Origin of the sequence: Brevundimonas sp. (assembly GCF_035998205.1) — a bacterium.
Lineage (GTDB): Bacteria > Pseudomonadota > Alphaproteobacteria > Caulobacterales > Caulobacteraceae > Brevundimonas.
The window spans coordinates 857,056-881,827 of record NZ_DASYHT010000006.1 but is presented as its reverse complement, the minus strand read 5'-3'; the positions used below and the strand labels follow the sequence as shown (position 1 = coordinate 881,827).

The 24,772-nt window shown below is 70.9% G+C and carries 25 protein-coding genes and 1 tRNA gene; 12 read left to right on the top strand and 14 right to left on the bottom strand.

From position 1 onward, the window contains the following. Together VGN74_RS14405 and VGN74_RS14400 are read right to left on the bottom strand one after the other, a co-directional pair. Positions 1–771, bottom strand: coding sequence for a GDSL-type esterase/lipase family protein (locus VGN74_RS14405; protein ID WP_327449403.1), 771 nt, complete (start codon positions 769–771; stop codon positions 1–3). Continuing rightward, a complete protein-coding gene (locus VGN74_RS14400) occupies positions 768–1,664 on the bottom strand; it encodes a DUF459 domain-containing protein (protein WP_327449401.1) in 897 nt (298 codons plus the stop codon). Before VGN74_RS14400 ends, VGN74_RS14405 begins: the two co-directional genes overlap by 4 nt. A 183-nt stretch (positions 1,665–1,847) precedes the next feature. Between VGN74_RS14400 and VGN74_RS14395 the strand changes: the two genes are divergently transcribed. Genes VGN74_RS14395 through VGN74_RS14375 form a run of 5 tightly spaced genes read left to right on the top strand, consistent with a single transcriptional unit; the run spans position 1,848 to position 5,064 of the window. Continuing rightward, entirely contained in the window at positions 1,848–2,552 is a 705-nt protein-coding gene (locus VGN74_RS14395) for a CoA transferase subunit A (protein ID WP_327449521.1), read from the top strand. A 21-nt stretch (positions 2,553–2,573) separates the two neighbouring features. Continuing rightward, positions 2,574–2,783 (top strand): hypothetical protein, encoded by a 210-nt coding sequence (locus VGN74_RS14390; RefSeq protein ID WP_327449399.1) that lies wholly within the window; start codon positions 2,574–2,576, stop codon positions 2,781–2,783. Then, positions 2,780–3,193 carry a carboxymuconolactone decarboxylase family protein gene (locus tag VGN74_RS14385; protein WP_327449397.1) on the top strand — a complete coding sequence of 138 codons (414 nt, stop codon included), beginning with the start codon at positions 2,780–2,782 and terminating at the stop codon, positions 3,191–3,193. The genes VGN74_RS14390 and VGN74_RS14385 overlap by 4 nt, the downstream gene beginning before the upstream one ends. A gap of 2 nt (positions 3,194–3,195) precedes the next feature. After that, positions 3,196–3,855 (top strand): 3-oxoacid CoA-transferase subunit B, encoded by a 660-nt coding sequence (locus VGN74_RS14380; RefSeq protein WP_327449395.1) that lies wholly within the window; start codon positions 3,196–3,198, stop codon positions 3,853–3,855. Positions 3,856–3,897: 42 nt separating this feature from the next. Beyond that, the gene (locus VGN74_RS14375; RefSeq protein WP_327449394.1) at positions 3,898–5,064 is read left to right on the top strand and encodes a hypothetical protein; all 1,167 of its coding nucleotides are present in this window, start codon (positions 3,898–3,900) and stop codon (positions 5,062–5,064) included. A 27-nt stretch (positions 5,065–5,091) separates the two neighbouring features. Here the strand turns inward: VGN74_RS14375 and VGN74_RS14370 are convergent, their stop codons facing one another. From VGN74_RS14370 to flgK, 8 genes are all read right to left on the bottom strand, one after another. Beyond that, a complete protein-coding gene (locus tag VGN74_RS14370; protein ID WP_327449392.1) occupies positions 5,092–5,697 on the bottom strand; it encodes an ABC-type transport auxiliary lipoprotein family protein in 606 nt (201 codons plus the stop codon). Beyond that, positions 5,694–6,632: an MlaD family protein gene (locus tag VGN74_RS14365; protein ID WP_327449390.1), complete on the bottom strand. Its 939-nt coding sequence runs from the start codon at positions 6,630–6,632 to the stop codon at positions 5,694–5,696. The genes VGN74_RS14370 and VGN74_RS14365 overlap by 4 nt, the downstream gene beginning before the upstream one ends. 11 nt (positions 6,633–6,643) lie before the next feature. Next, entirely contained in the window at positions 6,644–7,435 is a 792-nt protein-coding gene (locus tag VGN74_RS14360) for an ABC transporter ATP-binding protein (protein WP_327449388.1), read from the bottom strand. Further along, entirely contained in the window at positions 7,432–8,547 is a 1,116-nt protein-coding gene (locus tag VGN74_RS14355; protein WP_327449386.1) for an ABC transporter permease, read from the bottom strand. The genes VGN74_RS14360 and VGN74_RS14355 overlap by 4 nt, the downstream gene beginning before the upstream one ends. An 81-nt stretch (positions 8,548–8,628) precedes the next feature. Beyond that, a complete protein-coding gene (locus VGN74_RS14350; RefSeq protein WP_327449384.1) occupies positions 8,629–10,086 on the bottom strand; it encodes a UdgX family uracil-DNA binding protein in 1,458 nt (485 codons plus the stop codon). Then, positions 10,086–11,327, bottom strand: coding sequence for a putative DNA modification/repair radical SAM protein (locus VGN74_RS14345; RefSeq protein WP_327449382.1), 1,242 nt, complete (start codon positions 11,325–11,327; stop codon positions 10,086–10,088). Before VGN74_RS14345 ends, VGN74_RS14350 begins: the two co-directional genes overlap by 1 nt. 83 nt (positions 11,328–11,410) lie before the next feature. After that, the gene (locus VGN74_RS14340; protein ID WP_327449378.1) at positions 11,411–12,331 is read right to left on the bottom strand and encodes a flagellin; all 921 of its coding nucleotides are present in this window, start codon (positions 12,329–12,331) and stop codon (positions 11,411–11,413) included. Then, positions 12,331–14,448: a flagellar hook-associated protein FlgK gene (flgK, locus tag VGN74_RS14335; RefSeq protein WP_327449376.1), complete on the bottom strand. Its 2,118-nt coding sequence runs from the start codon at positions 14,446–14,448 to the stop codon at positions 12,331–12,333. The genes VGN74_RS14340 and flgK overlap by 1 nt, the downstream gene beginning before the upstream one ends. Before the next feature lie 373 nt (positions 14,449–14,821). Here flgK and VGN74_RS14330 point away from each other — a divergent pair, with 373 nt between their 5' ends. The 4 genes from VGN74_RS14330 (at position 14,822) to VGN74_RS14315 (ending at position 19,327) form a co-directional block, all read left to right on the top strand. Then, a complete protein-coding gene (locus tag VGN74_RS14330) occupies positions 14,822–16,702 on the top strand; it encodes a flagellar hook-length control protein FliK (protein WP_327449374.1) in 1,881 nt (626 codons plus the stop codon). Positions 16,703–16,705: 3 nt separating this feature from the next. Beyond that, positions 16,706–17,431, top strand: a complete 726-nt coding sequence (locus VGN74_RS14325) for a flagellar hook assembly protein FlgD (protein WP_327449373.1) — start codon at positions 16,706–16,708, stop codon at positions 17,429–17,431. Positions 17,432–17,447: 16 nt separating this feature from the next. Then, positions 17,448–18,869: a flagellar hook protein FlgE gene (locus tag VGN74_RS14320; RefSeq protein WP_327449371.1), complete on the top strand. Its 1,422-nt coding sequence runs from the start codon at positions 17,448–17,450 to the stop codon at positions 18,867–18,869. 173 nt (positions 18,870–19,042) lie between these two features. Then, positions 19,043–19,327, top strand: coding sequence for a DUF1153 domain-containing protein (locus VGN74_RS14315; protein ID WP_327449369.1), 285 nt, complete (start codon positions 19,043–19,045; stop codon positions 19,325–19,327). Between the two features lie 57 nt (positions 19,328–19,384). Here the strand turns inward: VGN74_RS14315 and VGN74_RS14310 are convergent, their stop codons facing one another. After that, entirely contained in the window at positions 19,385–19,846 is a 462-nt protein-coding gene (locus VGN74_RS14310; protein ID WP_327449367.1) for a hypothetical protein, read from the bottom strand. Positions 19,847–19,946: 100 nt separating this feature from the next. After that, the gene (locus tag VGN74_RS14305) at positions 19,947–21,488 is read right to left on the bottom strand and encodes a response regulator (protein ID WP_327449365.1); all 1,542 of its coding nucleotides are present in this window, start codon (positions 21,486–21,488) and stop codon (positions 19,947–19,949) included. Between VGN74_RS14305 and queA the strand changes: the two genes are divergently transcribed. From queA to VGN74_RS14290, 3 genes are read left to right on the top strand one after another with little or no spacing between them, the layout of a single operon-like run. Next, positions 21,445–22,488, top strand: a complete 1,044-nt coding sequence (queA, locus tag VGN74_RS14300) for a tRNA preQ1(34) S-adenosylmethionine ribosyltransferase-isomerase QueA (protein ID WP_327449363.1) — start codon at positions 21,445–21,447, stop codon at positions 22,486–22,488. The two genes, VGN74_RS14305 and queA, sit on opposite strands and share 44 nt — an antisense overlap. Continuing rightward, positions 22,488–23,600: a tRNA guanosine(34) transglycosylase Tgt gene (gene tgt / locus VGN74_RS14295; RefSeq protein ID WP_414643569.1), complete on the top strand. Its 1,113-nt coding sequence runs from the start codon at positions 22,488–22,490 to the stop codon at positions 23,598–23,600. The genes queA and tgt overlap by 1 nt, the downstream gene beginning before the upstream one ends. Continuing rightward, positions 23,597–23,929: a hypothetical protein gene (locus VGN74_RS14290; protein ID WP_327449361.1), complete on the top strand. Its 333-nt coding sequence runs from the start codon at positions 23,597–23,599 to the stop codon at positions 23,927–23,929. Before tgt ends, VGN74_RS14290 begins: the two co-directional genes overlap by 4 nt. Positions 23,930–24,012: 83 nt before the next feature. Here the strand turns inward: VGN74_RS14290 and VGN74_RS14285 are convergent, their stop codons facing one another. Both VGN74_RS14285 and VGN74_RS14280 read right to left on the bottom strand, forming a co-directional pair. Continuing rightward, entirely contained in the window at positions 24,013–24,573 is a 561-nt protein-coding gene (locus VGN74_RS14285) for a hypothetical protein (protein WP_327449359.1), read from the bottom strand. 52 nt (positions 24,574–24,625) lie between these two features. Next, positions 24,626–24,702 (bottom strand) — tRNA-Lys (locus VGN74_RS14280). Positions 24,703–24,772 lie beyond the last annotated feature (70 nt).

The window sequence follows — 24,772 nt, the reverse complement described above, 5'->3', positions numbered from 1 at the left end:
TCAGCGGCCCCGCATGGCGGTCAGAAGGTCGGCGGCAAGCAGGCCGCCCAGCCAGTCCGCGCCGGCCTCGTTGAAATGCACATGGTCGCCGCGCATCAACGGCTCGGGGCCGAGCGTCAGCCGGTGCGCGGCGCAATGTCCCCCCATCCGTCCCCGCCAGTCCCAGAACGCGACGCCGCTCGCCGCCGCGACCCGGTGCTGCACATCGCGCACCAGCGGCAGCAGAGCCGGCTCGCGCCACCGGCCCTCGGGATCGTCGGGGCAGGTCCCGCCGCCCTCCCCGCGCATCGCCTCGGGCGCGCCGAGGATCAGCACAACCGCCCCGGGCGCGGCGGCCTGCAGGCGCGCCACCTCCGCCCGAAGCCGCGCCTCATAGGCCATGAGGTCGAGGCCGTCGTCGAACCCCTCGTTGGTGCCATAGGCCAGCACGATCAGGTCCGGCGCCGGCGCGCCGGCCGGCAGCTGCGGCGGGAGGCTGGCGAGGGTGGCCCCCACCCGGGCTGCGACCGTCAGCTCGACGGGACGGCCGAGACCAGCCTCAAGCCGGCGACGCCAGGCTTCCGGCAGCCAGCCCGCGGCGCTGTGACTGTCGCCGAACTGGAGGATGCGCAGCGGGCCGTCACCCTGCGCCAGAGGCCGCAGCGCCTCCGGCTGGCAGACGCCGCCCGGGCAGGTGGCGCTGACGGGCGACGGGAGAGGCGTCCACGGCCGCTCCTGCCCCGGCGCGGCCAGCACGGTCGCCGCCATCAGCCCCGCCGCAAGCACGCTCACGCGCCCGTGTCGATCTGATCCAGCCCGGCGTCGGCGCGCAGGCGATCCGCCACGGGCGCCGCGATCCTCAGATAGCCGGCCATGGTCATGTGGATGCCGTCATGCGCCCGCATCAGCCGCGGCCGACCGCCCGGGCTCTCCGGGAGATAGGCCTCATAGCCGCCGTCCGGCCCGGCCGTGACACTGGTAGTCTCGATGTAAGGCACATTCAGCGCCCGCATGCGCCCGCCGACCACCTCGTTGATCAGGCGCATCTTCTCGTCGAAGGACTCCCGCTTCATCGTGGGCAGGCCGACCCAGTAGACGGCGACGCCCCGGCTGCGCAGCAGGTTGACCAGATCGTCGACCCGGCGAGCGTAGGCAGTGCGCCAGCCAGGAGTGCCGAAGGCGTGCACCGTCCCGTCCAGCTCGATGCCCTGGGCGTCGTTGGTGCCGAACAGGATCACGGCGACGTCGATGGGCTGGGCCGCGATCTGGCCGGCGGTCTTGGCCTGGATGTCCACATAGTCGTAGCGCGACAGGCCGGTGGAGACCTCGCTGAACTTGATGACCTCGACCCCAGCCTCGCCGTCGAGGTCGCGGTAGAGGGCGGTCCACAGGCCGTCGGCCATGGAGTCGCCGAACACGCCGATGCGCAGGGTTCCGTCCGCGGCGGCAGCGCGAAGGCTTGCCGGCGCGCCCCTCGGTCCGGCGGCAACCGGCGCGGCGACGGCAGGGGCGACGGTCTCGACCTCGGGCCCGGCCTCCGGCGTGGGCGAGGCCGAGGCGTTGGCCCCGCCGCCCAGCAGCAGAGTCGGATGGCGCAGCCAGGCGCGCCCGTCGGGCGTCAGCATCAGGCCGATCACCACGCCGACCAGCAGCGCCGCCGTCAGTCCGTTGATCCAGGCCCGCACGTTTGCCCCGTTCCCGCCCCGTGGATAACGCCTCTTAACCTCGCGCCCTCGCCCCCGCCAGCGACGGCGCGCCGGAGGCGAAGATTAGGGTTACCCGCGACGCCCCCGCCCTTGCCCCCGGACGCGGCCCGGCCTAATCAGCGGAAGGCCCCGGTTATTCATCAGACGATGAAAAGAGATCGCATGCGCAAGCTGTATCCCGACGCCCGCTCCGCCCTGGAAGGCCTGACCTTCGACGGCATGACCGTCATGTCCGGCGGCTTCGGCCTGTGCGGCATCCCCGAGAACCTGATCGCCGCCCTGCGCGACAGCGGGGTCAAGGGCCTGACGGTGATCTCCAACAACGCCGGCGTCGACGGTTTCGGCCTCGGCCAACTGCTGGAGACGAAGCAGATCGCGAAAATGATCTCGTCCTATGTCGGCGAGAACAAGGAGTTCGAGCGCCAGTACCTGGCCGGCGAGCTTGAGCTGGAGTTCAACCCGCAGGGCACCCTGGCCGAGCGCATCCGCGCCGGGGGCGCCGGCATCCCGGCCTTCTTCACCGCCACCGGCGTCGGCACCCTGGTGGCCGAGGGCAAGGAGGTCCGCTCCTTCGGCGAGCGCGAATATGTGATGGAGACCGGGCTGGTCGCCGACCTGTCCATCGTCAAGGCCTGGAAGGCCGACGAGGCGGGCAACCTGATCTATCGAAAGACGGCGCGGAACTTCAATCCGATGATGGCCACGGCCGGCAAGGTCTGCGTCGTCGAGGTCGAGGAGATCGTGCCCGTCGGCGCACTGGATTCGGACCACATCCACACCCCGGGCATCTACGTGGACCGGCTGATCCAGGGCAGCTTCGAAAAGCGCATCGAGCAACGCACGGTCCGGGCGCGCGAAGGCGTCTGAACCGGATCGGGGAGGCCAGCAATGTCCGCAGACGACAAGGACCTGTCAGGCGCCGAGGTGAAGGCGCACCTGAAAAGCATCAGCGACAAGCTCACCTGGGGCGTGATCTTCCTGTTCATCATCATGCTGAACACCTGCTCGCTCAGCGATGACATCGAGGACGCCATCCGCGATCGCGGCGCGCCGGCCGCCCCGGCTGTGGCTCCCGAACCGGCGCCGGCCACCCCATGAGCGATGATCGCCGCGCCCGCGGCTCGGCCCGGCTGGCCGAGCTTGACCCTCGGCTGGAGGGGGCCATCGAGGCCGGACTGGCCCCGATCGCACCGGACTTCGCCCGCTTCATGGTCGAGTTCGGCTTTGGCGATGTCTACGCCCGTCCTGGCCTGGAGCTGAAGCAGCGCCAGCTGGTGACCATGGCCGCGCTGACCACCCTGGGCACCGCCGCCAAGCAGCTGCGCGGCCATATCCGCGGCGCCCTGAACGCCGGTCTGACGCCGGTCGAGATCACCGAAGCCCTGATGCAGGTCGCCCTGTACGCCGGCTTTCCCAACGCCCTCAACGCCCTGATGATCGCCAAGGAGGTGTTCGCCGAAGCCGGCGTCAGCCCCCTCGCCGACCCGACCCCCGCCAAGGAGCCCTGACCATGCCCCGCACCCGCGACGAGCTCGCCGCCCGCGCCGCCCTGGAGCTGCAGGACGGCTTCTATGTGAACCTCGGCATCGGCATCCCGACCCTGGTGGCCAACCACATTCCCGAGGGCATGAACGTCACCCTCCAGTCGGAGAACGGCATGCTGGGGATGGGCCCGTTCCCGCACGATGACGAGGTCGACGCCGATCTGATCAACGCCGGCAAGCAGACCATCACGGCGCTGCCGGAGACGAGCTTCTTCTCGTCGGCGGACAGCTTCGCCATGATCCGCGGCGGCCACATCGACCTGTCGATCCTCGGGGCCATGGAGGTGTCCGAAAGCGGCGACATCGCCAACTGGATGATCCCCGGAAAGCTGGTGAAGGGGATGGGCGGGGCGATGGACCTGGTCGCCGGGGTCAAGCGCGTGGTTGTCGTGATGGAGCACGCCAACAAGCATGGCCAGTCCAAGGTGCTGAAGGCCTGCACCCTGCCCCTGACCGGCCGCGGCGTGGTCGACCGGATCATCACCGACCTGGCGGTGTTCGATGTGAAGCCGGATGGCTCGGGGCTTGAGCTGATCGAACTGGCCGACGGGGTCACCGTCGACGAAGTGACGTCGAAGACCGAGGCCAGCTTCGCGATTTCGCCAAATCTGAAGACGCTGGCATAGTGCTGCCCAACCGGCCGTAAAGCGCCGGACGGAGGGTGGAGCATGGAACCGACATCGCAAGGGTCGATCGACCCTGAAGCGGCGAACCTCGTCGCAACGGCCGATCTGACGGCGGCTGAAGAGACCGCGACCGGTCCTGATCGGCTGGAGCGGGCCCATGTCAGCCTGCGGAACGCGGTCGAGCGCCTGCTGGCCGAGGCCCGCCACGGCGATTTTGTCGAGGCGACCGATCTGGTTCGCCACGCGACCCACCTCCTGCAGACCCTCGATCCCGCGGCGCTGGAGCCGCGCCGCGGCCTCGCCGGCCTGTTCGACGGGCGCGGGGCGCGCCTGAAGCGCTTCCGCGCCCTGTACCTGCCCGCCGCCGCCAGCGCCGGAGACACCGCCGCCGCCCTGGCCGAGCGCGGCCGCTCGGCGGTGCGCCGCAGCACCACGCTGGACGCCCTGCACGCCGAGGCCGTGCGCGCCATCGCCGAGGTGGATGCCGCGCTGGCCGAGGGCGAGGCGCAGCTTCGCGCAACCCCCGCGCCGGGGATCGTCCCGGCCGCGGCGGTCGACGACGCCCCGGCCACGAACCCGGTCGTGGACGCCGACGAAGCGCCGCTGCCGGGCCCGGAAGCCAGCCGGAGCGAGCCGCTGGACGCCGAGGAGGGCGCCGCCCCCGCCCAAGCGACGACCGCGACGGACTCCGGCGAGGAAGGTCCGGTGACGGCCACGGTCGAGATCGAGGCTGACGTTGAGGCCGGGGACACGCCTTCGGCGGAGCCCGAGGCTGGACGCAGCGAAATGCTGGAGCCCGGGGACGCGCTGGCGCTCGCCGAGACTGTCGGCGCTGACGACAACGCCACCGGCGAGCGGGCGCGGCTGGAGAGTCGGCTCGAGGCCCTGCGGGCGGCCCGCGCGGCAGGGATCGCCCAGCTTCCGCTCGCCCGCGCCGTGCAGAACGCCGAGCATGCAGCCCCCGACCAGCTGGCAGCCGCCGCGGCGGCGTTGTCCACCTGGGTCGAGGACTGGCGTCAGGGCCTCGGACTGGCGGGCCGCAAGCCGAAGAAGATCCGGCCGGATTCCGTCGCGCTGGCCCGGACGCGGGACGCCGCCCTCGACGCTCTGGTCGGGACCGAACGGCGCCTCGCCTCGATCCGCGCCCGCGCCAGCGAGACGGAGGGCCGCATGACGCGCGTTGTGGAACTGGTCCGGCGGGCCGCCTGACAGCAGCCCGCCTCGGCGGCGCGGGCCTCAGTTCAGCTGGTCTTCGGTCCAGCGGACGATGTCGCGATTGACCTGCAGCACCGCCGCGTCGAAGGCCGAAACGATGGCTGACACGCGATTGCCGGCGGCGGGCTGCTCCACCGTGAAGACCTCGTCCGCCACCACCTCCCGATCATCGCGGTCCAGCAGGCGCGCGCGCACCGCGATCCGGACCGTCGGCGTCGCCCCGGGCGCCGGATAGCGCGCCTCGAAGGTGCGCACGTCGAGGTCCAGCACCTGGGGCGAGCGCGACAGCTCGCGCCGTCCGCCGAGCCGCACGCGCGTGGCCTCCGCCGCAAAGGCGTTCTCGACCGACTCCTGGTAGAGGTCCTGGGCGCGCTCGACCCAGCGCGCGCCGCCGATATAGGCCGCTTCGGGGCCGGTCACGGCGAGGATCCGGTCATCGGCCGACGCCTCGCTGAACTGGACGGGCCGCAGCTCAAGAGCGATCGCACCGTCGGGCGCGACGCCGGTCACCGGATCGCTGGCCCCGAACCGGTACATCTGCACCGGCTCCGGCGTGGACAGCAGGGCGCAGCCCGAGACGGCCGCCGCGAGGCCAAGGGCGAACAGGGGACGAAGCAGGCGGATCATGGCTGGACCTCCAGTTCACGGGCGGGCGGCCGACCGATGAAGTCGCGGGGGCTCGAGCGCACCTCGTCGACGAGGGCCTCCAGCGCCGTGGTCGCCGCCTGCAGGCTGCGGATGGCCGCGGTCAGTTCCGGCAGCCCGGTCTCGGCGAAATCGCCGACCGGCTGCTCGAGCCCGGTCACGGTGCGGTTCAGCGACTCCATCGCCGCCTGGGCCTGGGCGGAAGCGGCGTTGATATTGGCGATGGCCTGACGGGCGTCCGTATCAACCACCTCGTTGGTGGTGATGGCGACCTGCTCATAGGCCGCAATCGCCCGGTTGGCGCTGGCCAGGGTGGTCTCGAGTTCGGCCAGCAGACCCCGCCGCGCCTCCAGCTCTGCCGACACCGCCTCGACATTGGCGAGGGTGGTCGAGAAGCTGCGGATGTTATCGTCCGACAGGACCCGGTTGACCCGGTTGAGAACATCGACGGCCTGGGCCAGCAGGGTGCCCGAGCCGCTCAGCAGCTCCGCCAGCGGGCTGGGCTGGCTCTGGATGACCGGGATGACGTTGTCCGGGTACTGGGCCTTCAGCAGCGCACTCTCCGGATTGCCGGCGGTGATCTGGATGTAGTTCAGGCCGGTGATTCCCTGGGGCTCCAGCTGGGCCCGGCTGGTGACGCGCACCGGCGTCTCGCCGTCGAGGCGCACCCGGGCGATGACCTGGTCGCCCTGCTCGGGATCGAGGTTGAGGGCCGTCACCTCGCCGACACGGATGCCGTTGAAGTGCACCTCGCCGCCTTCGGACAGGCCGCGGACAGGGCCGTAGAAGACGATGTCATAGACATCGTAGTCGCTGTCGAACTGCAGCCGGGCCAGCCAGATGGTGAACACCGCCAGGGCGGCGATGAGCGCCACGGTGGCGATCCCGACGGCGGCGTAGTGGGCGTCTCGTTCCATCCTCGCGCTCCTCAGCTGACCTTGTGCGCCGCGCGTCCGCGGGGGCCGAGAAAATACTCCCGGATCCACGGATGATCGGATCGCTCAAGCTCGTCGACCGTCGCCTTGGCCACCACCCGCCGGTCAGCCAGGACGGCCACCTTGTCGCAAATGGCGTAAAGACTATCGAGGTCGTGGGTGATCATGAAAACCGTCAGGCCCAGATCATCGGACAGTGACCGGATCAGGGCGTCGAACGCCGCCGCCCCGATCGGGTCCAGCCCCGCGGTCGGCTCGTCCAGAAACAGCAACTCCGGGTCCAGCGCGAGGGCGCGCGCGAGGCCGACCCGCTTGCGCATCCCGCCGGACAGCTCCGCGGGCTTGAGATCGTGCGATTCCGGCTTCAGCCCGACCATCGCGATCTTCATCTCGGCGATCTCGTGGATCATGCGCCGCGGCAGGCGCGTATGCTCCACCAGCGGCGAGGCGACGTTCTCCAGCACGCTGAGGGAGGAAAACAGCGCGCCCTGCTGAAACAGGACGCCGGTGCGGCGCTCGATCTCGGCCGCTGCGGCGTCGCTGAGGTCGGCCACATCATGACCGAACACGCGCACGCTGCCGCCATCTGGCTCGCGCAGGCCGATAATCGAGTTCAGCAGCACGGTCTTGCCCGTGCCCGAGCCCCCGACGACGCCAAGCACCTCCCCCCGGACGACATCGAGATCGAGGCCCTCGTGCACCGTGTGCTCGCCGAAGCGCGTGAGCAGGTCACGCACCTCGATGAGGGCCGTCGGCGCAGCGTCAGGAGCGGGCGACGACGTCAATAGTTCAGCTCCAGGAACATCAGGGCGAACACCGCGTCGAGCAGGATGATGGCGAAGATGGCCTGCACCACCGCCGCAGTGACCCGGCGGCCGAGGCTCTCGACATCCCCGGCGACCGCCATGCCCTGCCGGCAGCCGATGGCGGCGACGACGAGGGCGAAGACCGGAGCCTTGGACAGGCCGACGACGAGATGGTTGGTGACATCCGGCATCTGCGCGATCCGGTCGAGGAAGAAGGCCGGGCCGAGGTTCAGCTGGGTCCAGCCAACCACCATGCCCCCGAACAGCCCGGCCACCATGCCCGCGAACGTGAGCAGCGGCAGCATGACGAGCAGCGCCGCCAGTCGCGGGATCACCAGCGCCTGGAAGGGATCCACGCCCATCACCCGCATGGCGTCGACCTCCTGGTTCATCCGCATCGAGCCGACCTCGGCGGCGAAGGCCGACGCCGAGCGTCCCGCGAGGAGCACCGCCGTGATCACCACAGCGAACTCGCGCAGGACCGACACCGCGATCAGCTCGACCGTGAATACAGCGGCCCCGAACTCGGTCAGCAGGTCTGCGCCAATGAAGGCCACGACGGCGCCGATGAAGAAGTTGGTGACCACCACGATCGGCAGGGCGTCGAGGCCGGCGCGCTCGGTCTGGCTAACCCAGGCGGGCCAGCGGATACGGCCGGGCCGACGCAACATGACGCCGACGGCGACGATCAGCCGACCAAGGAAGGCCAGCGACAGCATCGCTTCCTGGCCCGCGTCGATCAGGCCATGGCCGATCCGGGCGAAGGAGCGGGTGATCGGATCGCTGCGGCGCGTCGGCGGCACGCCCTCGCAGCCAAGACGCTGGACCATGGCATAGATGCGCCCGGCCTCCGGGCGGGTCGCCCAGGCCTCGGCCGGAAGGCTGCACCGCGACGCCCGCACGAGCGCCAGGGCGCCCGCCGTATCGAGACGGCCGAGGCCGGAGATGTCGAGCTCGATTGACGAGGCGCCGGCAAGGGCGCTCTCCAGCCGGCCGGCCGTCCGGCCCAGGCCGCCGGTCGTCCAGTCGCCGGTGAGGCGCAGACGCACCGCGTCCCCCTTCCCGGCGATGTCGAAGTCGGCTGGCGTCATGGACCCACTCTAACGGCGCCGCAGCAAATGCCTATCGCTCGCCGGCGACGCCGGAGAAAAAAGCGCAACCCTGACTCTCGTTCACGCCGCGAGGCGGGCGGCGAGGCGCAGATCATCAGCCAGCGCGGCGCGGGCGGCGGCCTGCGCCGCAGCATCAGGCGTCCTGAGGATGTAGCTGGGGTGCCAGGTCACCACGACCGTGGCCCCGTCCGGGCCGGCGAGGGGCTGGCCGCGCGTCGCCGCCACCGGCACCCGGCGACCGAGGATCGCCAGCGCCGCGGTCGCGCCCAGCGCCACGATAATGCGCGGACGGATCAGCCGCCGCTCGTGCGCCAGCCAGTGACCGCACGCCCCAACCTCACCGGGATCCGGCGACCGGTGCAGCCGGCGCTTGCCGCGCGGCTCGTGCTTGAAGTGCTTGACGGCGTTGGTGACGTAGAGATCGCCGCGCGCCAGGCCGGCCTCGGCGAGCGCGGCGTTCAGCACCTGTCCCGCCGGCCCGACGAACGGCTTCCCCGAGAGATCCTCCTCGTCCCCGGGCTGTTCGCCCACCAGCATCAGGCGGGCGCGGGCGCCGCCTTCCCCGGGCACGGCGCGGGTGGCGTCGCGCCACAGCGGACAGCGCCGGCAGCGCTCCAGTCCGTCGGCGATGTCGGCCAGATCCCCGGGGACAGCGCCCTCGTCGACCGGCGCCGGCGCCGGCGCTTTCACGGCCCGGGCCAGCCGGGCATTGGGGACGGCAGGTGCAGCCGTCACCATGGCCTCGGTGCGGGCCCCGGCGCGGGAGATCAGTTCCGGGATCAGGGCCGCCTCCGGCAGGTCGCGCCAGTAGCGTTTGGGCATCTCCGTCTGCATGGCCTTCACGCGCAGCCGGGCCGGATTGAAAGTGGCGGCGTAGTAGGTCCGCCAGAAGTCCTCCAACTCGTCGCCGTCCGGGGCCATGTCGCGCGCCGCCGGCGGACCGAAGCTCAGCTGCGCGCCGTCCCAGCGGGCACGGCCGTCGGGCGTGAGGATCAGCCAGTCCATGGTGGTGAAACGCCGGACGAAGAAGGGCGCCGTGAGCTCGAGCACCCGATGGGCCGGCTCGAACCAGGCCACCCAGGCCGCCTCGCCGTTTGTGCGCGCGGCGGCGTCCACCTCCCGGAAGCGCACGAAGGCCTTCATCTTGTGGGCCGCGCGCCGCACATTCTTCGCCCGTTCCATGGCGTCGGCGACATCGGGATCGGACGCCACCTGCAGCAGCCGCGGCTCGGCCTGCAGCCGCCAGAGAAGTCGATAGAGCAGATCGAAGCGGTCCTCGGACCGGTGCAGCGCCACCAGCTGGCCCAGCTCGACGAGGGCGCGGGGCGCGACGAAAGCCGCAGCGTCCGCCGGCGGCGGAGACGGCGGCGCGGCAGGCTCATCGAACAGGCCGGCCTGGGACGTCCCGCCCGTCTCGAAGCGGACCCGCGCCGGCTCGACGTCCTCCAGCCGGAGGCGACGCGCCGCCGCCCGCCAGCCGTCGAAGTCGGTCGCATGCGCCAGACTTACCCGACGCATCAGAAAAGGCTGAGCTGCTCGGGCGCCCGGGCGGGGGCGAGACGGGCCTTGAGATCGGCGGCGTCGGTCAGGCCCCCGGGCGTCCAGTCGAGCGCGACGATGAACGGCCGGACCTTGTCGAGCGAGCGGGTCAGGCGCGCCAAGTCTTCCAGCCGCAGGGTCCGGTGACGACGGACCGACAGGATGCGCCCGACCGAGCGCACGCCCAGCCCCGGCACCCGCAACAGGGTCTCGCGATCCGCCCGGTTCACGTCCACAGGAAAGAGGGCGCGGTTCGCCAGCGCCCAGGCCAGCTTGGGATCGACCGCGAGGTCCAGCATGCCGTCCGGCGCGACGCCGGCGATCTCCGGCGCGGTGAAGCCGTAAAAACGCATCAGCCAGTCGGCCTGGTAGAGGCGGTGCTCGCGCATCAGCGGCGGACGCGAGGGCGGCAGGGCGGCGCTGGCGTCAGGGATGGGGCTGAAAGCCGAATAGTAGACCCGCCGCAGGCCGAAGCCGCCGTAGAGCGCAGCGCTGCGATCGAGAATCTCGGCGTCCGGGGCGCCATCGGCGCCGACGATCAGCTGGGTGCTCTGCCCGGCCGGGGCGAAGCGCGGCGGCCGCGTCCGGGCCTTGCGATCGGGCCGCGCCTCCAGCGTCTTCAGGCGTACCCGCCCCATCGTCGCCCGGATGGCGCGCGCGTCCTTCTGCGGGGCCAGCTGCGTCAGCGCCTCCTCACGCGGCAGCTCGACGTTGGCCGAGAGCCGGTCGGCATAGAGCCCCGCCTCCTCGACCAGCCGCGGATCCGCCTCGGGGATCAGCTTGAGGTGGATGTAGCCGCGGAAGTCATGATCCTGGCGCAGGCTTCGGGCCACGCGCACCAGTTCCTCCATGGTGTGGTCGCCGGAGCGGATCACGCCTGAGGACAGGAACAGGCCCTCGATGTAGTTGCGGCGGTAGAAGGCCAGGGTCAGGTCGACCACCTCCTCGACCGTGAACCGGGCCCGCGGCACGTTCGAGCTCGCCCGGTTGATGCAGTAGGCGCAGTCATAGATGCAGAAGTTGGTCAGCAGCACCTTGAGCAGGCTGATGCAGCGGCCGTCCGGCGTGTAGGCGTGGCAGATGCCCATACCCTCGGTGGAGCCGATGCCCTTGCCGCCTAGCGAGGTGCGCCCGCCGGCCCCGGACGAGGCGCAGGAGGCGTCGTACTTGGCCGCGTCGGCGAGGATCGAAAGCTTCTGTCGCAGGTCAAGGCGCGCCATGTTCGCCTTATGTTCCAGTGCGTTCGACGTGTCCAGCGTTGCTGCGGATCTGCGGCAACGGCGCGCGGCCGCAAAGGCGACCGCTAGCGCAGGAAGTTCAGCAGCGAGGTGTCGCGCAGGCCGGTGATGACCTGGGCCGAAGCGCGCAGGGCGATCTGGGCCGCCTCCAGATCGGTCACAGCGGCGGCCATGTCGGCGTCGGTGCGCTTGCCGACGATCTCGGCGAGGGAGTCCCGCTGGGCCCGCTGCGACGTCAGGATCGCATCGACCCGGTTCTGCATGCCGCCATTGCGGGCGTTGTTGTTGGTGATGTTCTCATAGGCCTCATCGAGGCGGGTCATGGCGGTCTTGAGGAAGGCCTCCGCCGCGGCGTCCAGCTGGCCCGTCAGGGGCGTGGCGTCGTGGAACACCTGGATGTCGCGGAAGATCTCGAAGCTTTCCAGGCCGAGATCGTTCGCGAGGAAGCCGGTGCGGATGGCGGTTCCCTCGTCGAGGCGGGTGTCGGTCAGCAGATTGTCGTTGTCGAAGGCGTCCGCCGCAGACGCCAGCGCCGACAGGTCGGCCATGGCGTTGGTGTTGACCGGCGGCGTGTTCACCAGCCCGCCGGAGAACAGGTAGCGCCCCTGGTGCCGACTATTCAGGCCGTCCTGCACCATCTGGAAGAAGGTCTGAACCTCCTGAACCAGACCGTCGAGACGCCCCGAGGCGAGGGCGTTGGCGATGGCCTCGCGCGCGCCCTGCACCCCCTCCCCCATCCGCCCCATGGCGAGGTTCTGGGTGGTGAGCCGGGCCGCCACGGCCTCGCCGGTGTCGATGAAGCCCTGCACGCGCGACTCGGCGGATTTCATGGCGGTGAGCGTCTCGGCGCCGCGGCCGAACCCGCGCAGGTCGGTGGCGACCTTCTGGCTCGAGACGCGCTGGTTGGCGTCAAGCTGCCGCTCCTGCGCCCGCATCAGGTCCAAAAGGGCCGACTGATAGTTTCCGTAGGTCGAGATGCGGGTCATCACACCATCCCCAGAAGCGCGTCGTACATCTCACGCGCCGCCTGGATCATCCGGGCAGAAGCGTTGAAGGCTTGTTGATAGGTGGTCAGAAGAACCAGCTCCTCGTCGAGGTTGACGCCTTCCTGGGCGACCTGGCGGGCCTTGGCCTCGGCAGAGACGGACGCCGCCGCGTCCTTCTGGCGCTTCATCGTCGCGGCCAGACCACCGATCTCGCCGGAGAGCTCAGAGGCGTAGCGCGACACCGACAGCACGCCGCCGATGCCGCCGCCGGCGGCCTCGAAACGCACATTGTTCTGTCCGGCAAGCGAGAGGCGCTGGGCGCCCCGCCCATCGCCGGGCGTGATCGCCAGTCCGCCGACCGCGGCAGCGTGATCGACCTGGCCTAGGGCCAGCAGGGCGGGATTGCGCTGCACATCCGTGCGCAGCGAGAAGCTGTCGGCGCGCGAGGCTCGCGTTCCGCCGCCAATGCCGAAGAGGGTGCTCAGGGACACGCCGGACGGGGTCTGTTCCGTCTGGTCCGAGGCGACCGCCATACGCCAGTCGCCCCCGGTAACATTGGCGAAGGTCATGGCCCCGTTGGCGTCGAGGGTGAAGCTGCCGAAGCGGCCAACGCCGTTCACCGGGCTATTGAGCTGCGCCAGCAGGCTGGCCATGTCGCCCCCCGGCGGCACGGTGACCTGGATGTCCCGCATGACGCCGCCGTGGCTGGCGTAGAAGCGGAAGCTGAGCGTCTGACCGGCGGCGAAGCCATGCTGGGACGCCGCCGTCATGCCCGTTTCGTAGAGCGCCGGAGCGCTGCTTGTGACCAGGTCATTCAGGCCGAAGAAGTGCGAGAAGCCCCGGCCCGTCTTGCTGGACGGGGCGGCCGGGTCGTCGATCACAGCCACCCCGTTGGCCGCCGCGGTGGCCTGCAGGCTGAGCACGCCGTTGGCGAAGCTGGCGGTGGCCGTCCCGCCCAGCTGGGCGTTGAGGGTCGCCAGGAAGGTCGCCGGAGTGGCCCCGGCCCCGTTGACCGTCATGGTCCCGCCGGAGAAGACGATGTCGGCCCGGGCCTGAACGATGCCGGCGGCGTTGGTGACCACCACGCTGCTGTTGCCGGTGAAGCCCGCGATCGCCGTGTCGAACGTCTGGCCGACATTGCGGCCGGTCAGGCTGTTGGGCGGCGGCGCCGCCGAGTTCGCGTTGTGGGCGCGGTTGAGCTCGTCGGCGACCCGGGTCATCAACTCGGCCAGACGTTCGGCCGCGGCCGGAGCCTCGGTGTCGCGCACCTCCACCAGTCCCCGCAGCTCGCCGGAGGTCAGATCGTCCATCAGCGAGCGCTTCGCGCCGCGGGGCTCGGTGATGAAGATGTCGCCGAAGATGGTCTCGGCCTGGACCTCGCCGGAGTATCCGTACTCCAGCACGGCATGTCCCCGTCCGGCCAGCAGGGTGCCGGACCCCGATCGCACGGTGACGCCGCCGAGGTCCCGCACCGAGGTGCGGATGTCCATCAGCTTGCCCAGCTCGCCGAGCAGCGCCGCCTGGGCGCTCTCGGCGCCGGACGCGTCGCTGGCCGTGGCCTTTGAGCGGGCGATCTCGTCGTTGAGCGCCTCGATCTGGCTCAGCAGGTCGTTGACCTGCTCGACACCGCTGCGAATGCGGCTGTCCGCATCCGCTCTCACCGACTGGATCTGGGTCGAGATCCGCGAGGCCTCATCGAAGACCGCCTGCGCCTTGTAGAGCGCGTCCTGACGCCGCGGCGTGGACGTGGGCTCCTCGGCGAGGCTCGTGAAGGCCGAAAACACGTCGTCGACCTGGGCGAAGAAGCCGGAGGTCCCGCCGGGATCGCCGAACAGGGACTGCACGCGGTCGTAGAGCTCGTAGCGAACGCCCTGCCGGGCTTCCTCCGAGCTGGCGCTCATCGCCGCCGCCTGAAGAAAGCGATCGGTGGCGAGGCGCACCCGCACCACATCGACGCCGGAGCCGATGCCCTGGCTGGTCATCGCCACCTGGTCGGCGATCTTGCGGACGTAGCCGGGCGTGTTGACGTTGGCGACGTTGTCCGAGACCACGCGCAGCTGCGTCTGGGCGGTCATCAGCCCGGACGTCGAGGTGTTCATGATCAGGTTCAGAGACACGGCGACGCCTCCCGCAGCGGCAAGGATTGCGCGGCGCCCGGAGTCTTTTGCCCGGCAAGCCGGACAGGCGCCCCACTCAACTCTTTGATTCTACGGCGCATCGCAGCGAACCTCGAAACTTCTGCCGGCAGCTACGCAAGCGACGGGCCAACCGGTGGATGGGCAGAAAGCGCGCCGGCGCGCCCGGCAGAAATCGCCGCCGCCACGCCCTGCCTCGTCGGCGACGAGCAGAATTAGTCCCTTATTTTCAATATTTTGGCGCCCACTTCGGATCTGGCCCGAGGCTTGCGAGGGCGATTCCGAATGGCCAGGCGCAGCACGCGCCGATCCCTCCAGCGCCGGCATCGCCCGGCCCGCGAGTTCCGTCCGCGTCATGTCCGCCGCCCTTCTGCTCAATCCCCTGCTCGGCGCCGCCCCGGTCGATCCGGCGCGGGCGTCGTCGTCTGACGACGCCGGCTTTGCGGGCGTTCTGGCGAGCGCGACCGCCGCCGGAACGGGCATCGAGGCGGCCAATGCTCCAGCGGCGCCCGTGGGGCCGGCGACTGCACCGGCGATGACCGGGGCCGCTGCAGTGACGAACCTGCTGGTGGCCGCGACCGGGAAGGGCCTCGCGCAACCGGCCGGGCCGGACGCCGCCGGGGCGCTCGCCGTCCCTGAGGCCGGCGTCACGCCGGGCGCCGCCGCACACCCGCAGGTCGCCGCAATGACTTCGTCGGACGTGTTGAGCGGCGCGGTCCTGCCCGTCACGAGCCCCGGCGAAGAGGCAGGGCAGCTCCTCGATGGCCCCGGCGCTCCGGACCTGGCCGTACCGCCGTCACCTGCGCTGCCGCCGCAGACGCCCGCAAGCGGGATTCGGGTCGAGGCATCGGCCCCCGGGCAAACCGGGGCGTCGGCGTCGCAGATCGCCAATGCGGCCGCATCGCCGATACCCCCGGCTGCCGGGCCTGACGCCGCCGCGTCGGTTGCGCAGGCGAAAGGGAGCGTTCCCCCCGGCCCGACGCTTGCGGCTGCCGCCGCGTCGGCGTCCGAGGAGCCGACCGGGAAGCCAGCTTCCGCCCCCGCCTCAACGCAAACGCCGGTCGATGGCGAGGTCGTCAAGGGCCAGGCCGTCGCCCCGGCGAACCCGGCCAGCGCCCCGCATCCTCTCGGGCTGACGCCGTCCGCGCCGGGCGCGGCGGCCGTCGTCGCACGGCCCGACGGCTCGCCCGTCGCCGCCGCAATCGCCGCGAGCGGGAACCCGGCGAGCGCGGACGTCGAGGTCGCCACCCCGGCGCCGCCGACGCTCGCCGCAGCCGGCCCCGCCGCCCCGGCGACGGTCGATGCATCCTCCGCCGTCGTTACGCCCGCCGTGGCCGCCGGCAGCCCGCCGGCCGCCAACGGGGCCGTGCAGGCGCAGCTGGCCGCCGCGGGCGCGGCCCTCGTCCAGAAGCCGGCGGCGCGCCGCGCCGACGCCCCGGCGGCCGCAGAGGTCGCGCAGCCGGCGACAGCGACGGTCGCGAGCGACGCCACCGCCAGCCTTGAGCTGCCGCCGGAGACCGACGCGGGCCTGCTCCCGACCGCCGTCAACGGAAGTCTGGCCCTGAACGGCCGGACCGGCGCAGCCAACGCCCCGTCGCAAGGGGCGGCTGCCGCGACGACGGCCCCGGCCACGGGCCTGCCGGGCGGCGTCGCGTCGGCCACCGCTGAAGCCACGCCGGCGGCGCTCACCGCCGATCTCGAAGCGGACCTGGCCGCGCTGGACGCGCCGATGGATCTGCCCACGGGCGAGGCCGCGCGGCTGCCCGAGACGCCGTTGCCGGGCGCCTCGTCGATCGTCCTTCAGCCCATGGCCAATGACGGGCGCTTCAACGCCGTGGCCCAGATTTCGGCGCAGATCCTGCGCCGCCTCGAAGGCCAGACGACCCGCTTTGAACTGGCGCTGACGCCGGAAGACCTCGGGCGGGTCGATGTGATGCTGGAGATCGATGGGGATGGCTCTGTCACCGCCCGTCTCGCCTTCGACAACCCGGCCGCGGCCGCCGAGCTTCGGGCCCAGGCGGACCAGCTGCGCCGCGAGCTTGAGGCGGCGGGCCTGAACGTCTCCCGCGACGGGCTGCAGTTCGCCGAGCGCGACGCCCGCCGCGACGACGGCGGGAACGACCGCCGTGGCGCAAAGGCCTTCGCCGGCGCCGCCCGACTGGAAGCCGACGCCGACGTTGGGCTCGCCGCCTACCGCATGACCACGGCCGACGGCCGCCTTGATGTGAGGATCTGACGCATGGTCGACGCCGTTACCTCAGCGGACGCCGCGGGCCGCCTCACCTCGAGCCGGTCCAGCCTCGTCTCGAACTTCGAGACCTTCCTTCAGCTGCTCACCGCGCAGCTGAAGAACCAGGACCCGCTGTCGCCGCTCGACTCCAACGAGTTCACGGCTCAGCTGACGCAGATGGCCGGGGTGGAGCAGCAGCTGCTCACCAACGACCTGCTGACCAGCCTGCTTTCCCAGAACGAGGGCGGCCTTGGCCCCGCGGCCAGCTATCTCGGCCAGGATGTCACGGCCGCCTGGGCGGCGACCCGGTTCGAGGACGGGACGGCGAACTGGAACTACGAATTGGGCGCCAACGCCGCCGAGGTCACGCTGAGCGTCGTCAACAGCGCCGGCAACACCCTCTGGTCGGGCCCGGCGCCCGAGACCGAGGCCGGCCTGCACAGCTTCAGCTGGGACGGCAAGACCAGTGCGGGCGGACAGGTCGCCGAGGGCGGCGTCTACACCCTGAAGGTCACGGCCAAGACCGCCAGCGGCCAGGACATCGACGCCCAGGCCCTGATCACCGGCCGGGTCACCGGCGTCGAGCTCTACGAGGGCGAGCCCTACCTCGTCGTCGGCAGTTCGGTGCTGCCCCTGACCGCCGTGTTCGCCCTCAGCCAGGCCGAAACGGCGTCGAACAACGGCGGCAACGCCAACACCAATACCCCCACGCAAACCCAGTCCAACGCTTCCTGACGCAGGAGATCATCCAATGAGCATCAACAGCGCCATGCTGGCGGGAGTCTCCGGTCTCACCGCCAACTCTTCCGCCCTCGCCGCCATCTCGCAGAACATCGCCAATGTGAACACGGTCGGCTACAAGCGCAGCCAGGCCGAGTTCCAGACCGTGATCAACGCCCAGGTGCGGGGCGCCGGCTATTCGGCCGGGGGCGTCATGGCCACGGCGCGGCACTACACCAGCCAGCTCGGCCAGCTCCAGCGCACCACCTCGGGCACCGATCTGGCCATCGACGGCCAGGGCTTCTTCGTCGTTACGGACCGCCCGGAGGGCACGGGCCGCACCGACAGCCGCATGTTCACCCGCGCCGGCGCGTTCCAGATCGACAGCCTCGGCTATCTGAAGAACTCCGCCGGGCTCTACCTGCAGGGCTGGCCGGCCGACAGCGACGGCAACGTCGACTATGACCCGTCGGACATGAGCCGGCTGGCCTCGATCAACGTCGGCTCGGTCGGCGGCGCCGCCGAACCGACCACCCGCGCCCAGGTCAACGCCAACCTGCAGTCCAGCCAGGCGGCCAACCCGGCCAACCCGGCGATCGCCACCTATGCGGCGGGCGCCATGGCCGCCGGCACCTTCATTCCGGACTTCGAGATCTCGGTCCCGGTGTCGGACTCCAAGGGCGGCCAGCGCAACCTGACCATGTCGTTCCTGAAGAGCGACCTGCCGAACGAGTGGTTCGTGGAAATCCGCGCGGCGGAGTCCGGCGACATCGTTCCGGCCGCCGCCAACGGCCTGATCCAGTCGGGCGTACTGGCCTTCACCCCGAGCGGCCGTCTGGATGTCACGACCATGGCCGCCAGCGCCGCCAACGGGGCCGGTGATCCGTGGCTGTTCGACTACCAGAACAACGACACCACCATCCAGATCGGCGGCTCGGCCGCGGCCGCGCCGGTTCCGCCGGCGGTGAACTGGGCCGTCGGCCTCGGCATCGCCGAACAGACCATCTCGTTCGACCTCGCCGCCGCCGCCGGGGGCCTGACCCAGTACGACAGCTCGTCTGTCGTGCAGGCGACCCTCACCAACGGCACGGCCTTCGGCAATCTGAGCGAGATCCAGATCAACGACCAGGGCTTCGTCACCGCCATCTTCGACAACGGCGTGACCCGCCGCATCGCCCAGGTGGCGCTGGCGACCTTCCCCAGCGTCGACAGCCTGCTGCAGGTGGGCGGCAACGCCTACCAGGTGAGCCAGAGCTCGGGCACCTTCAATCTGAAGACGCCGGGCGGCGGCGGCGCCGGCAAGATCGCGGCCTCGCAGCTGGAGGCCTCCACGGTTGACCTGTCGTCGGAATTCACCGGGCTGATCACGACCCAGCGGGCCTATTCGGCCTCGTCCAAGATCATCACCACCGCCGATGAAATGCTCGAGGAGCTGATCCGGATCAAACGCTGATCCGTCAGTAACGCTTCGTTCATCGCAATGAATCGTCGCTCAATACTGATGAAGGCAAAGCGTCGTGAAGGGCGCCGGCTTAGGCGTTCCTTCACCACGACGCTTAAACGGCCTTTAGGCGGCGGGCGCTACGTTCACGACCAAGTTGGTGGTGGTGAATGAGGCAAAAGCCCATGCTGCAAGAGCGGCGCCTGAACAGCAAAGGCGAACAGTACGTGGTCGGACCTACGGGCACGCCCCTCACCCTGGCGGACCTGCCGCCACCCAACACCGATCGTTGGGTGATCCGGCGCAAGGCCGAGGTCGTCGCCGCCGTGCGCGGCGGGCTGATCTCGCTTGAGGACGCCCTGACCCGTTACCGGCTGACCGCCGAGGAATTCCTCGCGTGGCAGAAGGCGATCGACAAGTGGGGCATGCAAGGCCTGCGCACCACCCGGATCCAGCATTACCGGTCCTGACCTCCCTCCCCAGGACCGGCCCTGACGGCCGCGCCCCGACCCCGGGCGCGGCCGTTTTCATTTGCGGCGCGCTGTCAGGAAGACCGCCGCCGAGGCGAGGCCGAGGACCAGCGCATCCTCGACAAGACCGCTGCGGGTCTGGCCAATCCGCGCCATGGCCCGCTTGCGGCCGCCCAGGGTCACGAACGACGTCAGGATCGCGGTCCCCGCCCCCAGCCAGACGCCGGCCGCGCCTCGCCCGCGCGGCGCCAGCGCCCCGCCCGCGAGACCGCCGGTGACAGCGCGCGCCACGAGACCGGGCAACACAGTCCTGTCCGGCGCGGAGGCAATCTTGTCGCCCAGCAGCTCACCGATGGCGAGCGCGCCGACCCCGAGGCGGGCAGCCGGATGCGTCAGCATGGCGGGACGGTTGACGGCGGGGCCGGCGGCGACGCCGCTGACCAGCGCGAGGGGCAGGAGCGACCGGGCGCTGCTGGCGAGACCGATCAGAGCGGACGGCAGAAGTTGGATGGCTGTCATCAGGCATCAACCGCCCACCGGCGTCCCGGTTCAACCGGGATAGGCGATCGCTCCGCGGAAGGCGCCGCTTCCAAGTGTGGCGCGCGGATATCGCCCTGGGTCAGGCCCGCGCGCCGCGCGCCCAGCGGGTCATCGTGCCGAGCAGCTCGATCATGTCGACCGGCTTGCCGACCCAGTCCTCCATCCCCGCCTCGAGGTAGGATTGCACCTGCTCCGGCAGGGTGTTGGCGGTGACGGCGATGATCGGGGTCGCGGCGACGGGGCCATCGAGAGCCCGGATACAGCGACAGGCGGCGATCCCGTCCATCTCCGGCATCTGGATGTCCATCAGGATGACGTCCCAGCCCCCGGCCGCGGCGGCCGCAACCCCCGCTCGCCCGTCCCCGACCGTCTCGCAGCCGATCCCCGCGGCTTGCAGCATGGCGCGCACAAGGCAGCGGTTGTTCTCGTTGTCATCGACGTAGAGGACGCGAAGGCCGCCGGAGCCGCTCGTCCCTTCTTGCGTGGACGGGCCTTCGTCGCCGGGGGGTGCGACGGCGTCGGCGTCGTCCCGATTCGACGCCGGCGCAGGCGTTGCGCCCGACGGACTGTCGATCATCTGGTTGACGACGTCGCGCAGCCGGAGCCCGGCCGCATGGATCCGGCCAACCTGATCCGCCGCCCCCGCGTCGAGCCCCGCTTCGACCAGCAAGGCCGAGAAGCCGATCACGGCGTTGAGCGGCGTGCGCAGCTCGTGGGACATCTCGGTCAAGAAGCGCTGCCGGGCTTCAGACATGGCGGCCTTCTGCTCCGCGGCCGCGCGGGCCATCTCGGCCTCGACGCGCGCGGTCACGTCCTGTTCGTTCAGCAGGAGGCACGATCGCCCGCTGACAGGGTCAAGCACGGCGCGGGCGTCCATCAGATGCCATCGCGGCCCCGCCGCCGTGACCACGGCATACACGCCGGACACCTCGCTTCCGGCCGCCGCAGCCAGCATCTTCGCCGCGGCGCCGGCGTCCGCAAAGCGCGCCGAGAAATCCATGCGGCCGAGCCCGTAGGCGCGATAGGCGGCGGGATTGGCGAAGAGGTGGACGCCGCCCGGCTCGAACAGGCTGATCATCGCGGCGGCGTGGCGCAACGCCTCGACCGAACGGCGCTCCTCGGCCTGCAACTCCTCGGGCGCCACCTCGAACAGCAGGAGATCCTCACCGTTCTCGGTCCGGAAGACCGAGACCAGCGCCTGGGCCGTCACCGGCGCCTCATCGGGATAGAATGTCCAGCGCTCGCTGACGGCCGCGCCGCCGGATGCCTGGTCCACCAGCCGGGCGAGCCGGGATTTCATCGCCGGCGACCTGGGCGAAAAATCCATCCGGCGAAAGGCGTCCAGGGTCTCGACCGACCATAGCGCCAGGGCGGCGGGATTGGCGTAAGGTTTCCGGCCGGTGCGCGGATCGTACAGCCAGATCGGGCGTCGAAGGCGATCCCAAGCGCGTCCGAGCCCTGCGGTCACATCGGTGGTCGCCTCAACCATGGCCGCCACCTTCGCCACAACTGCTGAAGGTCGTCTTAAAGGCCAAGCGCTTGACCCCTCCGCCGCCCCGTGGCCTTTGCCCCGGCCCATGAAGACCGCTGACTTCGACTTCCATCTTCCCGAAGACCGCATCGCCCTTCGGCCCGCGGAACCTCGCGACGCCGCGCGGTTGCTGGTCGTGCGCGACGGGCGGCTGGCGGACCATGTCGTGCGCGACCTGCCGACGCTGCTGCAGCCCGGCGACGCGCTGGTGTTCAACGACACCCGCGTCATCCCGGCGCGGCTGGACGGGGTGCGGGTGCGCGACGGGCTGGAGGTGGCGGTCGAGGCGACCCTGCACCAGAGGCGCGGACCGGCTGGCTGGTCGGCCTTCATGAAGCCCGGCAAACGACTGCGCGTCGGGGACGAGGTGCGCTTCACCGGACTGACGGCTGTCGTGGCGGCGAAGCACGAGGACGGGCTGGTCGACCTCGATTTCGATCGCCAGGGCCCGGCGCTCGACCACGCCATCCATGCCGCCGGCCACATGCCGCTGCCGCCCTATATCGCCGCGCGACGGGCTGAGGATGAACGGGACCGGTCGGACTACCAGACCGTTTTCGCGGCGCACGACGGGTCGGTGGCCGCGCCCACGGCCGGGCTGCACTTCACGCCGGAGCTGCTGGCGGCGCTGGCCGCGCGCAGCGTCTCCACCCACGGCGTGACCCTGCACGTGGGGGCTGGCACCTTCCTGCCGGTCAAGGCCGACGAGGTCGCCGACCACCGCATGCATGCCGAGTGGGGCGAGGTCTCCGCCGTGACCGCCGACGCCCTCAACGCCGCGCGCGCCGCCGGCGGCCGCATCGTCTGCGTCGGCACCACCTCGCTGCGGCTGCTGGAAAGCGCGACCGGCGAGGACGGCGTGGTGCGGCCGTTCCACGGCGACACGGCCATCTTCATCACCCCTGGCTACCGCTTCCGGGCGGCGGATGTGCTGATGACCAACTTCCACCTGCCGAAGTCGACCCTGTTCATGCTGGTCAGCGCCTTCTGCGGGCTGGAGACGATGAAGGCCGCCTATGCCCATGCGGTGGCGGACGGCTACCGCTTCTATTCCTACGGGGACGGCAGCCTGCTGTTCCGGAGCGCCTGATGGCCCTCACCTTCGACATCGCCGCAACCGACGGCCGGGCTCGCACCGGCGTGCTGAAGACGGCGCGCGGCGACATCCGCACCCCGGCCTTCATGCCGGTCGGCACGGCGGCCACGGTCAAGGCCCTGACCGTCGACCAGGTGGCCCAGACCGGCGCCGACATCCTGCTGGGCAATACCTACCACCTGATGCTGCGCCCCGGGCCGGAGCGCATGCAGCGGCTGGGCGGCCTGCACCGCTTCATGCGCTGGGACCGGCCGATCCTGACCGACTCCGGCGGCTTCCAGGTGATGAGCCTGTCGGGCATCTCCAAGGTGACCGAGGAGGCGGTGACTTTCGCCAGCCACATCGACGGCTCGAAGCATGTCCTGACGCCCGAGCGTTCGATCGAGATCCAGGCCGACCGGCTCGGCTCCGACATCGTCATGCAGCTGGACGAGTGCGTCTCCTGGCCGGCCGAGCGCGCCCGGGCCGAGGCGGCCATGCAGCTCAGCGCGCGCTGGGCGGCGCGCTCGAAGGCGGCCTTCGGCGCGCGCGACAGCCAGGCCCTGTTCGGCATCCAGCAGGGCTCGACCTTCGAGGACCTGCGCCGCCAGTCCGCTGACCGGCTGCAGGACATCGGCTTCGACGGCTACGCCATCGGCGGCCTCGCCGTCGGCGAGGGGCACGACGCCATGTGCGAGGTGCTCGACTATGCCCCCGTCATGCTGCCCGCCGACCGGCCGCGGTATCTGATGGGCGTCGGCAAGCCGATCGATCTGGTCGAGGCGGTCTGGCGCGGCGTCGACATGTTCGACTGCGTCCTGCCCACCCGCGCCGGCCGTCACGGCCAGGCCTGGACCTGGGACGGCCCGATCAATCTGAAGAACGCCCGTTTCGCCGAGGATCAGGCGCCGCTCGATCCGGATGTCCCCTGCCCGGCCAGCCAGGACTATTCCCGGGCCTATCTGCACCACCTGATCCGGGCCGACGAGATTCTCGGCAAGATCCTGCTGACCTGGCACAACATCGCCTTCTACCAGGCCCTGACCGCCGCCATGCGCGCGGCCGTCGCCGAGGGGCGCTTCGAGGCGTTCCGGCGCGACTTCCGCGCCCGTCATATGGCGAAATGACCATGAGGATCGAGAAGTCGGGCTTCCACGCCTACAACACGTACCTTGAGGACCCGCCCCGGCCGGGCGGCAACCAGACCGCCCTGCATCGCCACGTGATCATCATCGGCGGCGACAAATACGCCTTCTTCGCCCATGACTCCGGAAAGTTCGCGCACAAGGGCGAGCGCATTTCCTTCGACTGGGCCTGGGACCGCACCGGCGAGTTCCGCAACATCGACAAGCGTTCGTTCCAGGCCTTCACGAAGGACGGCGCTGTCCACATCCGCGGGAATCGCAACGACCCGCCACGTCCGCGGCCCGCAGGCCGACCTTCACGACAAGCCTGACGCGCACCGGATCAGGTCCCTTACCGGGCATGATCACCCGGACCAGCGCGGCCCCTTCCAGACCCGCCCCGCAGGCGCTGCAATCACCGGCTCGGGCGGAACCAGCTGGGCGCGGCGGGCGGGGCGCAGTTGCGCTGCATCCCCACCCCCTTGAGATAGGCGCGCCGCAGGCGGCCGGCCTGGATCGCCGCCTGCACTTCGCGACTGTGCTGCTCCGCCCCCGAAAGGCGTCGCACCCAGCTGCGCAGGGGAATGAAGTCCGTCGCCGTGTCGCGGATGGCGTCGAGCGTGGCGTCAGCGGCCGCGTCCGAGGCCCGCTCGCTCATCAGCCGGCCATCCGGGGCCGGGGGCTCGTCGGCGTCCGGGCCAAGGGCGTCGTCCAGCCGGCGAACCTCGGCGGCGATGGCCCGGCAACGGGTCAGGTTGCGGGTGTCATAGGGCGCGGCCTGCGCCTGCAGCAGAACCGTCGGAATCTCGTCGCGTCGGAGGTTCAGGTCCTCCAGCGGCGCAGCAGCGGCGTCGCCGAAGCCGGAGGTGACCGTGCCGACCCCCTCCCCGACCGAGCGCATGGCGGCGCAGCCGCCAAGAGTGAGGGCGAAAAGGCCGAGGGCGGCGATGGCCGGAGTGTGTCGAAAACGGGTCATGGCCGCCTAACGCGCCGCTACGGCGAAGGTTCGCCGCCGCCCGGCGGCAGGATGGTGAGCCCCCTGGGACTCGAACCCAGGACCCTCTGATTAAAAGTCAGATGCTCTAACCGACTGAGCTAGGGGCTCGCCTTGCGAAGCGGCGCGGACCATACGGAGGCGAACGCGCCGGGGCAAGCGGGCGCGACGGGAGGAGAGC

Excerpts from the sequence above, each read along its gene's own strand:
- queA (WP_327449363.1), top strand. The coding sequence starts at position 21,445 with ATGAAGACCGCTGACTTCGACTTCCATCTTCCCGAAGACCGCATCGCC.
- tgt (WP_414643569.1), top strand. The coding sequence starts at position 22,488 with ATGGCCCTCACCTTCGACATCGCCGCAACCGACGGCCGGGCTCGCACC.
- VGN74_RS14365 (WP_327449390.1), bottom strand. The coding sequence starts at position 6,632 with ATGGAACGAGACGCCCACTACGCCGCCGTCGGGATCGCCACCGTGGCG.
- VGN74_RS14380 (WP_327449395.1), top strand. The coding sequence starts at position 3,196 with ATGCCCCGCACCCGCGACGAGCTCGCCGCCCGCGCCGCCCTGGAGCTG.
- VGN74_RS14310 (WP_327449367.1), bottom strand. The coding sequence starts at position 19,846 with ATGACAGCCATCCAACTTCTGCCGTCCGCTCTGATCGGTCTCGCCAGC.
- VGN74_RS14340 (WP_327449378.1), bottom strand. The coding sequence starts at position 12,331 with ATGACCCGCATCTCGACCTACGGAAACTATCAGTCGGCCCTTTTGGAC.
- VGN74_RS14305 (WP_327449365.1), bottom strand. The coding sequence starts at position 21,488 with ATGCGGTCTTCGGGAAGATGGAAGTCGAAGTCAGCGGTCTTCATGGGC.
- VGN74_RS14330 (WP_327449374.1), top strand. The coding sequence starts at position 14,822 with ATGTCCGCCGCCCTTCTGCTCAATCCCCTGCTCGGCGCCGCCCCGGTC.
- VGN74_RS14355 (WP_327449386.1), bottom strand. The coding sequence starts at position 8,547 with ATGACGCCAGCCGACTTCGACATCGCCGGGAAGGGGGACGCGGTGCGT.
- VGN74_RS14325 (WP_327449373.1), top strand. The coding sequence starts at position 16,706 with ATGGTCGACGCCGTTACCTCAGCGGACGCCGCGGGCCGCCTCACCTCG.
- VGN74_RS14375 (WP_327449394.1), top strand. The coding sequence starts at position 3,898 with ATGGAACCGACATCGCAAGGGTCGATCGACCCTGAAGCGGCGAACCTC.
- VGN74_RS14395 (WP_327449521.1), top strand. The coding sequence starts at position 1,848 with ATGCGCAAGCTGTATCCCGACGCCCGCTCCGCCCTGGAAGGCCTGACC.
- VGN74_RS14345 (WP_327449382.1), bottom strand. The coding sequence starts at position 11,327 with ATGGCGCGCCTTGACCTGCGACAGAAGCTTTCGATCCTCGCCGACGCG.
- VGN74_RS14290 (WP_327449361.1), top strand. The coding sequence starts at position 23,597 with ATGACCATGAGGATCGAGAAGTCGGGCTTCCACGCCTACAACACGTAC.
- VGN74_RS14390 (WP_327449399.1), top strand. The coding sequence starts at position 2,574 with ATGTCCGCAGACGACAAGGACCTGTCAGGCGCCGAGGTGAAGGCGCAC.
- VGN74_RS14385 (WP_327449397.1), top strand. The coding sequence starts at position 2,780 with ATGAGCGATGATCGCCGCGCCCGCGGCTCGGCCCGGCTGGCCGAGCTT.
- VGN74_RS14285 (WP_327449359.1), bottom strand. The coding sequence starts at position 24,573 with ATGACCCGTTTTCGACACACTCCGGCCATCGCCGCCCTCGGCCTTTTC.
- VGN74_RS14315 (WP_327449369.1), top strand. The coding sequence starts at position 19,043 with ATGCTGCAAGAGCGGCGCCTGAACAGCAAAGGCGAACAGTACGTGGTC.
- VGN74_RS14320 (WP_327449371.1), top strand. The coding sequence starts at position 17,448 with ATGAGCATCAACAGCGCCATGCTGGCGGGAGTCTCCGGTCTCACCGCC.
- VGN74_RS14370 (WP_327449392.1), bottom strand. The coding sequence starts at position 5,697 with ATGATCCGCCTGCTTCGTCCCCTGTTCGCCCTTGGCCTCGCGGCGGCC.
- VGN74_RS14350 (WP_327449384.1), bottom strand. The coding sequence starts at position 10,086 with ATGCGTCGGGTAAGTCTGGCGCATGCGACCGACTTCGACGGCTGGCGG.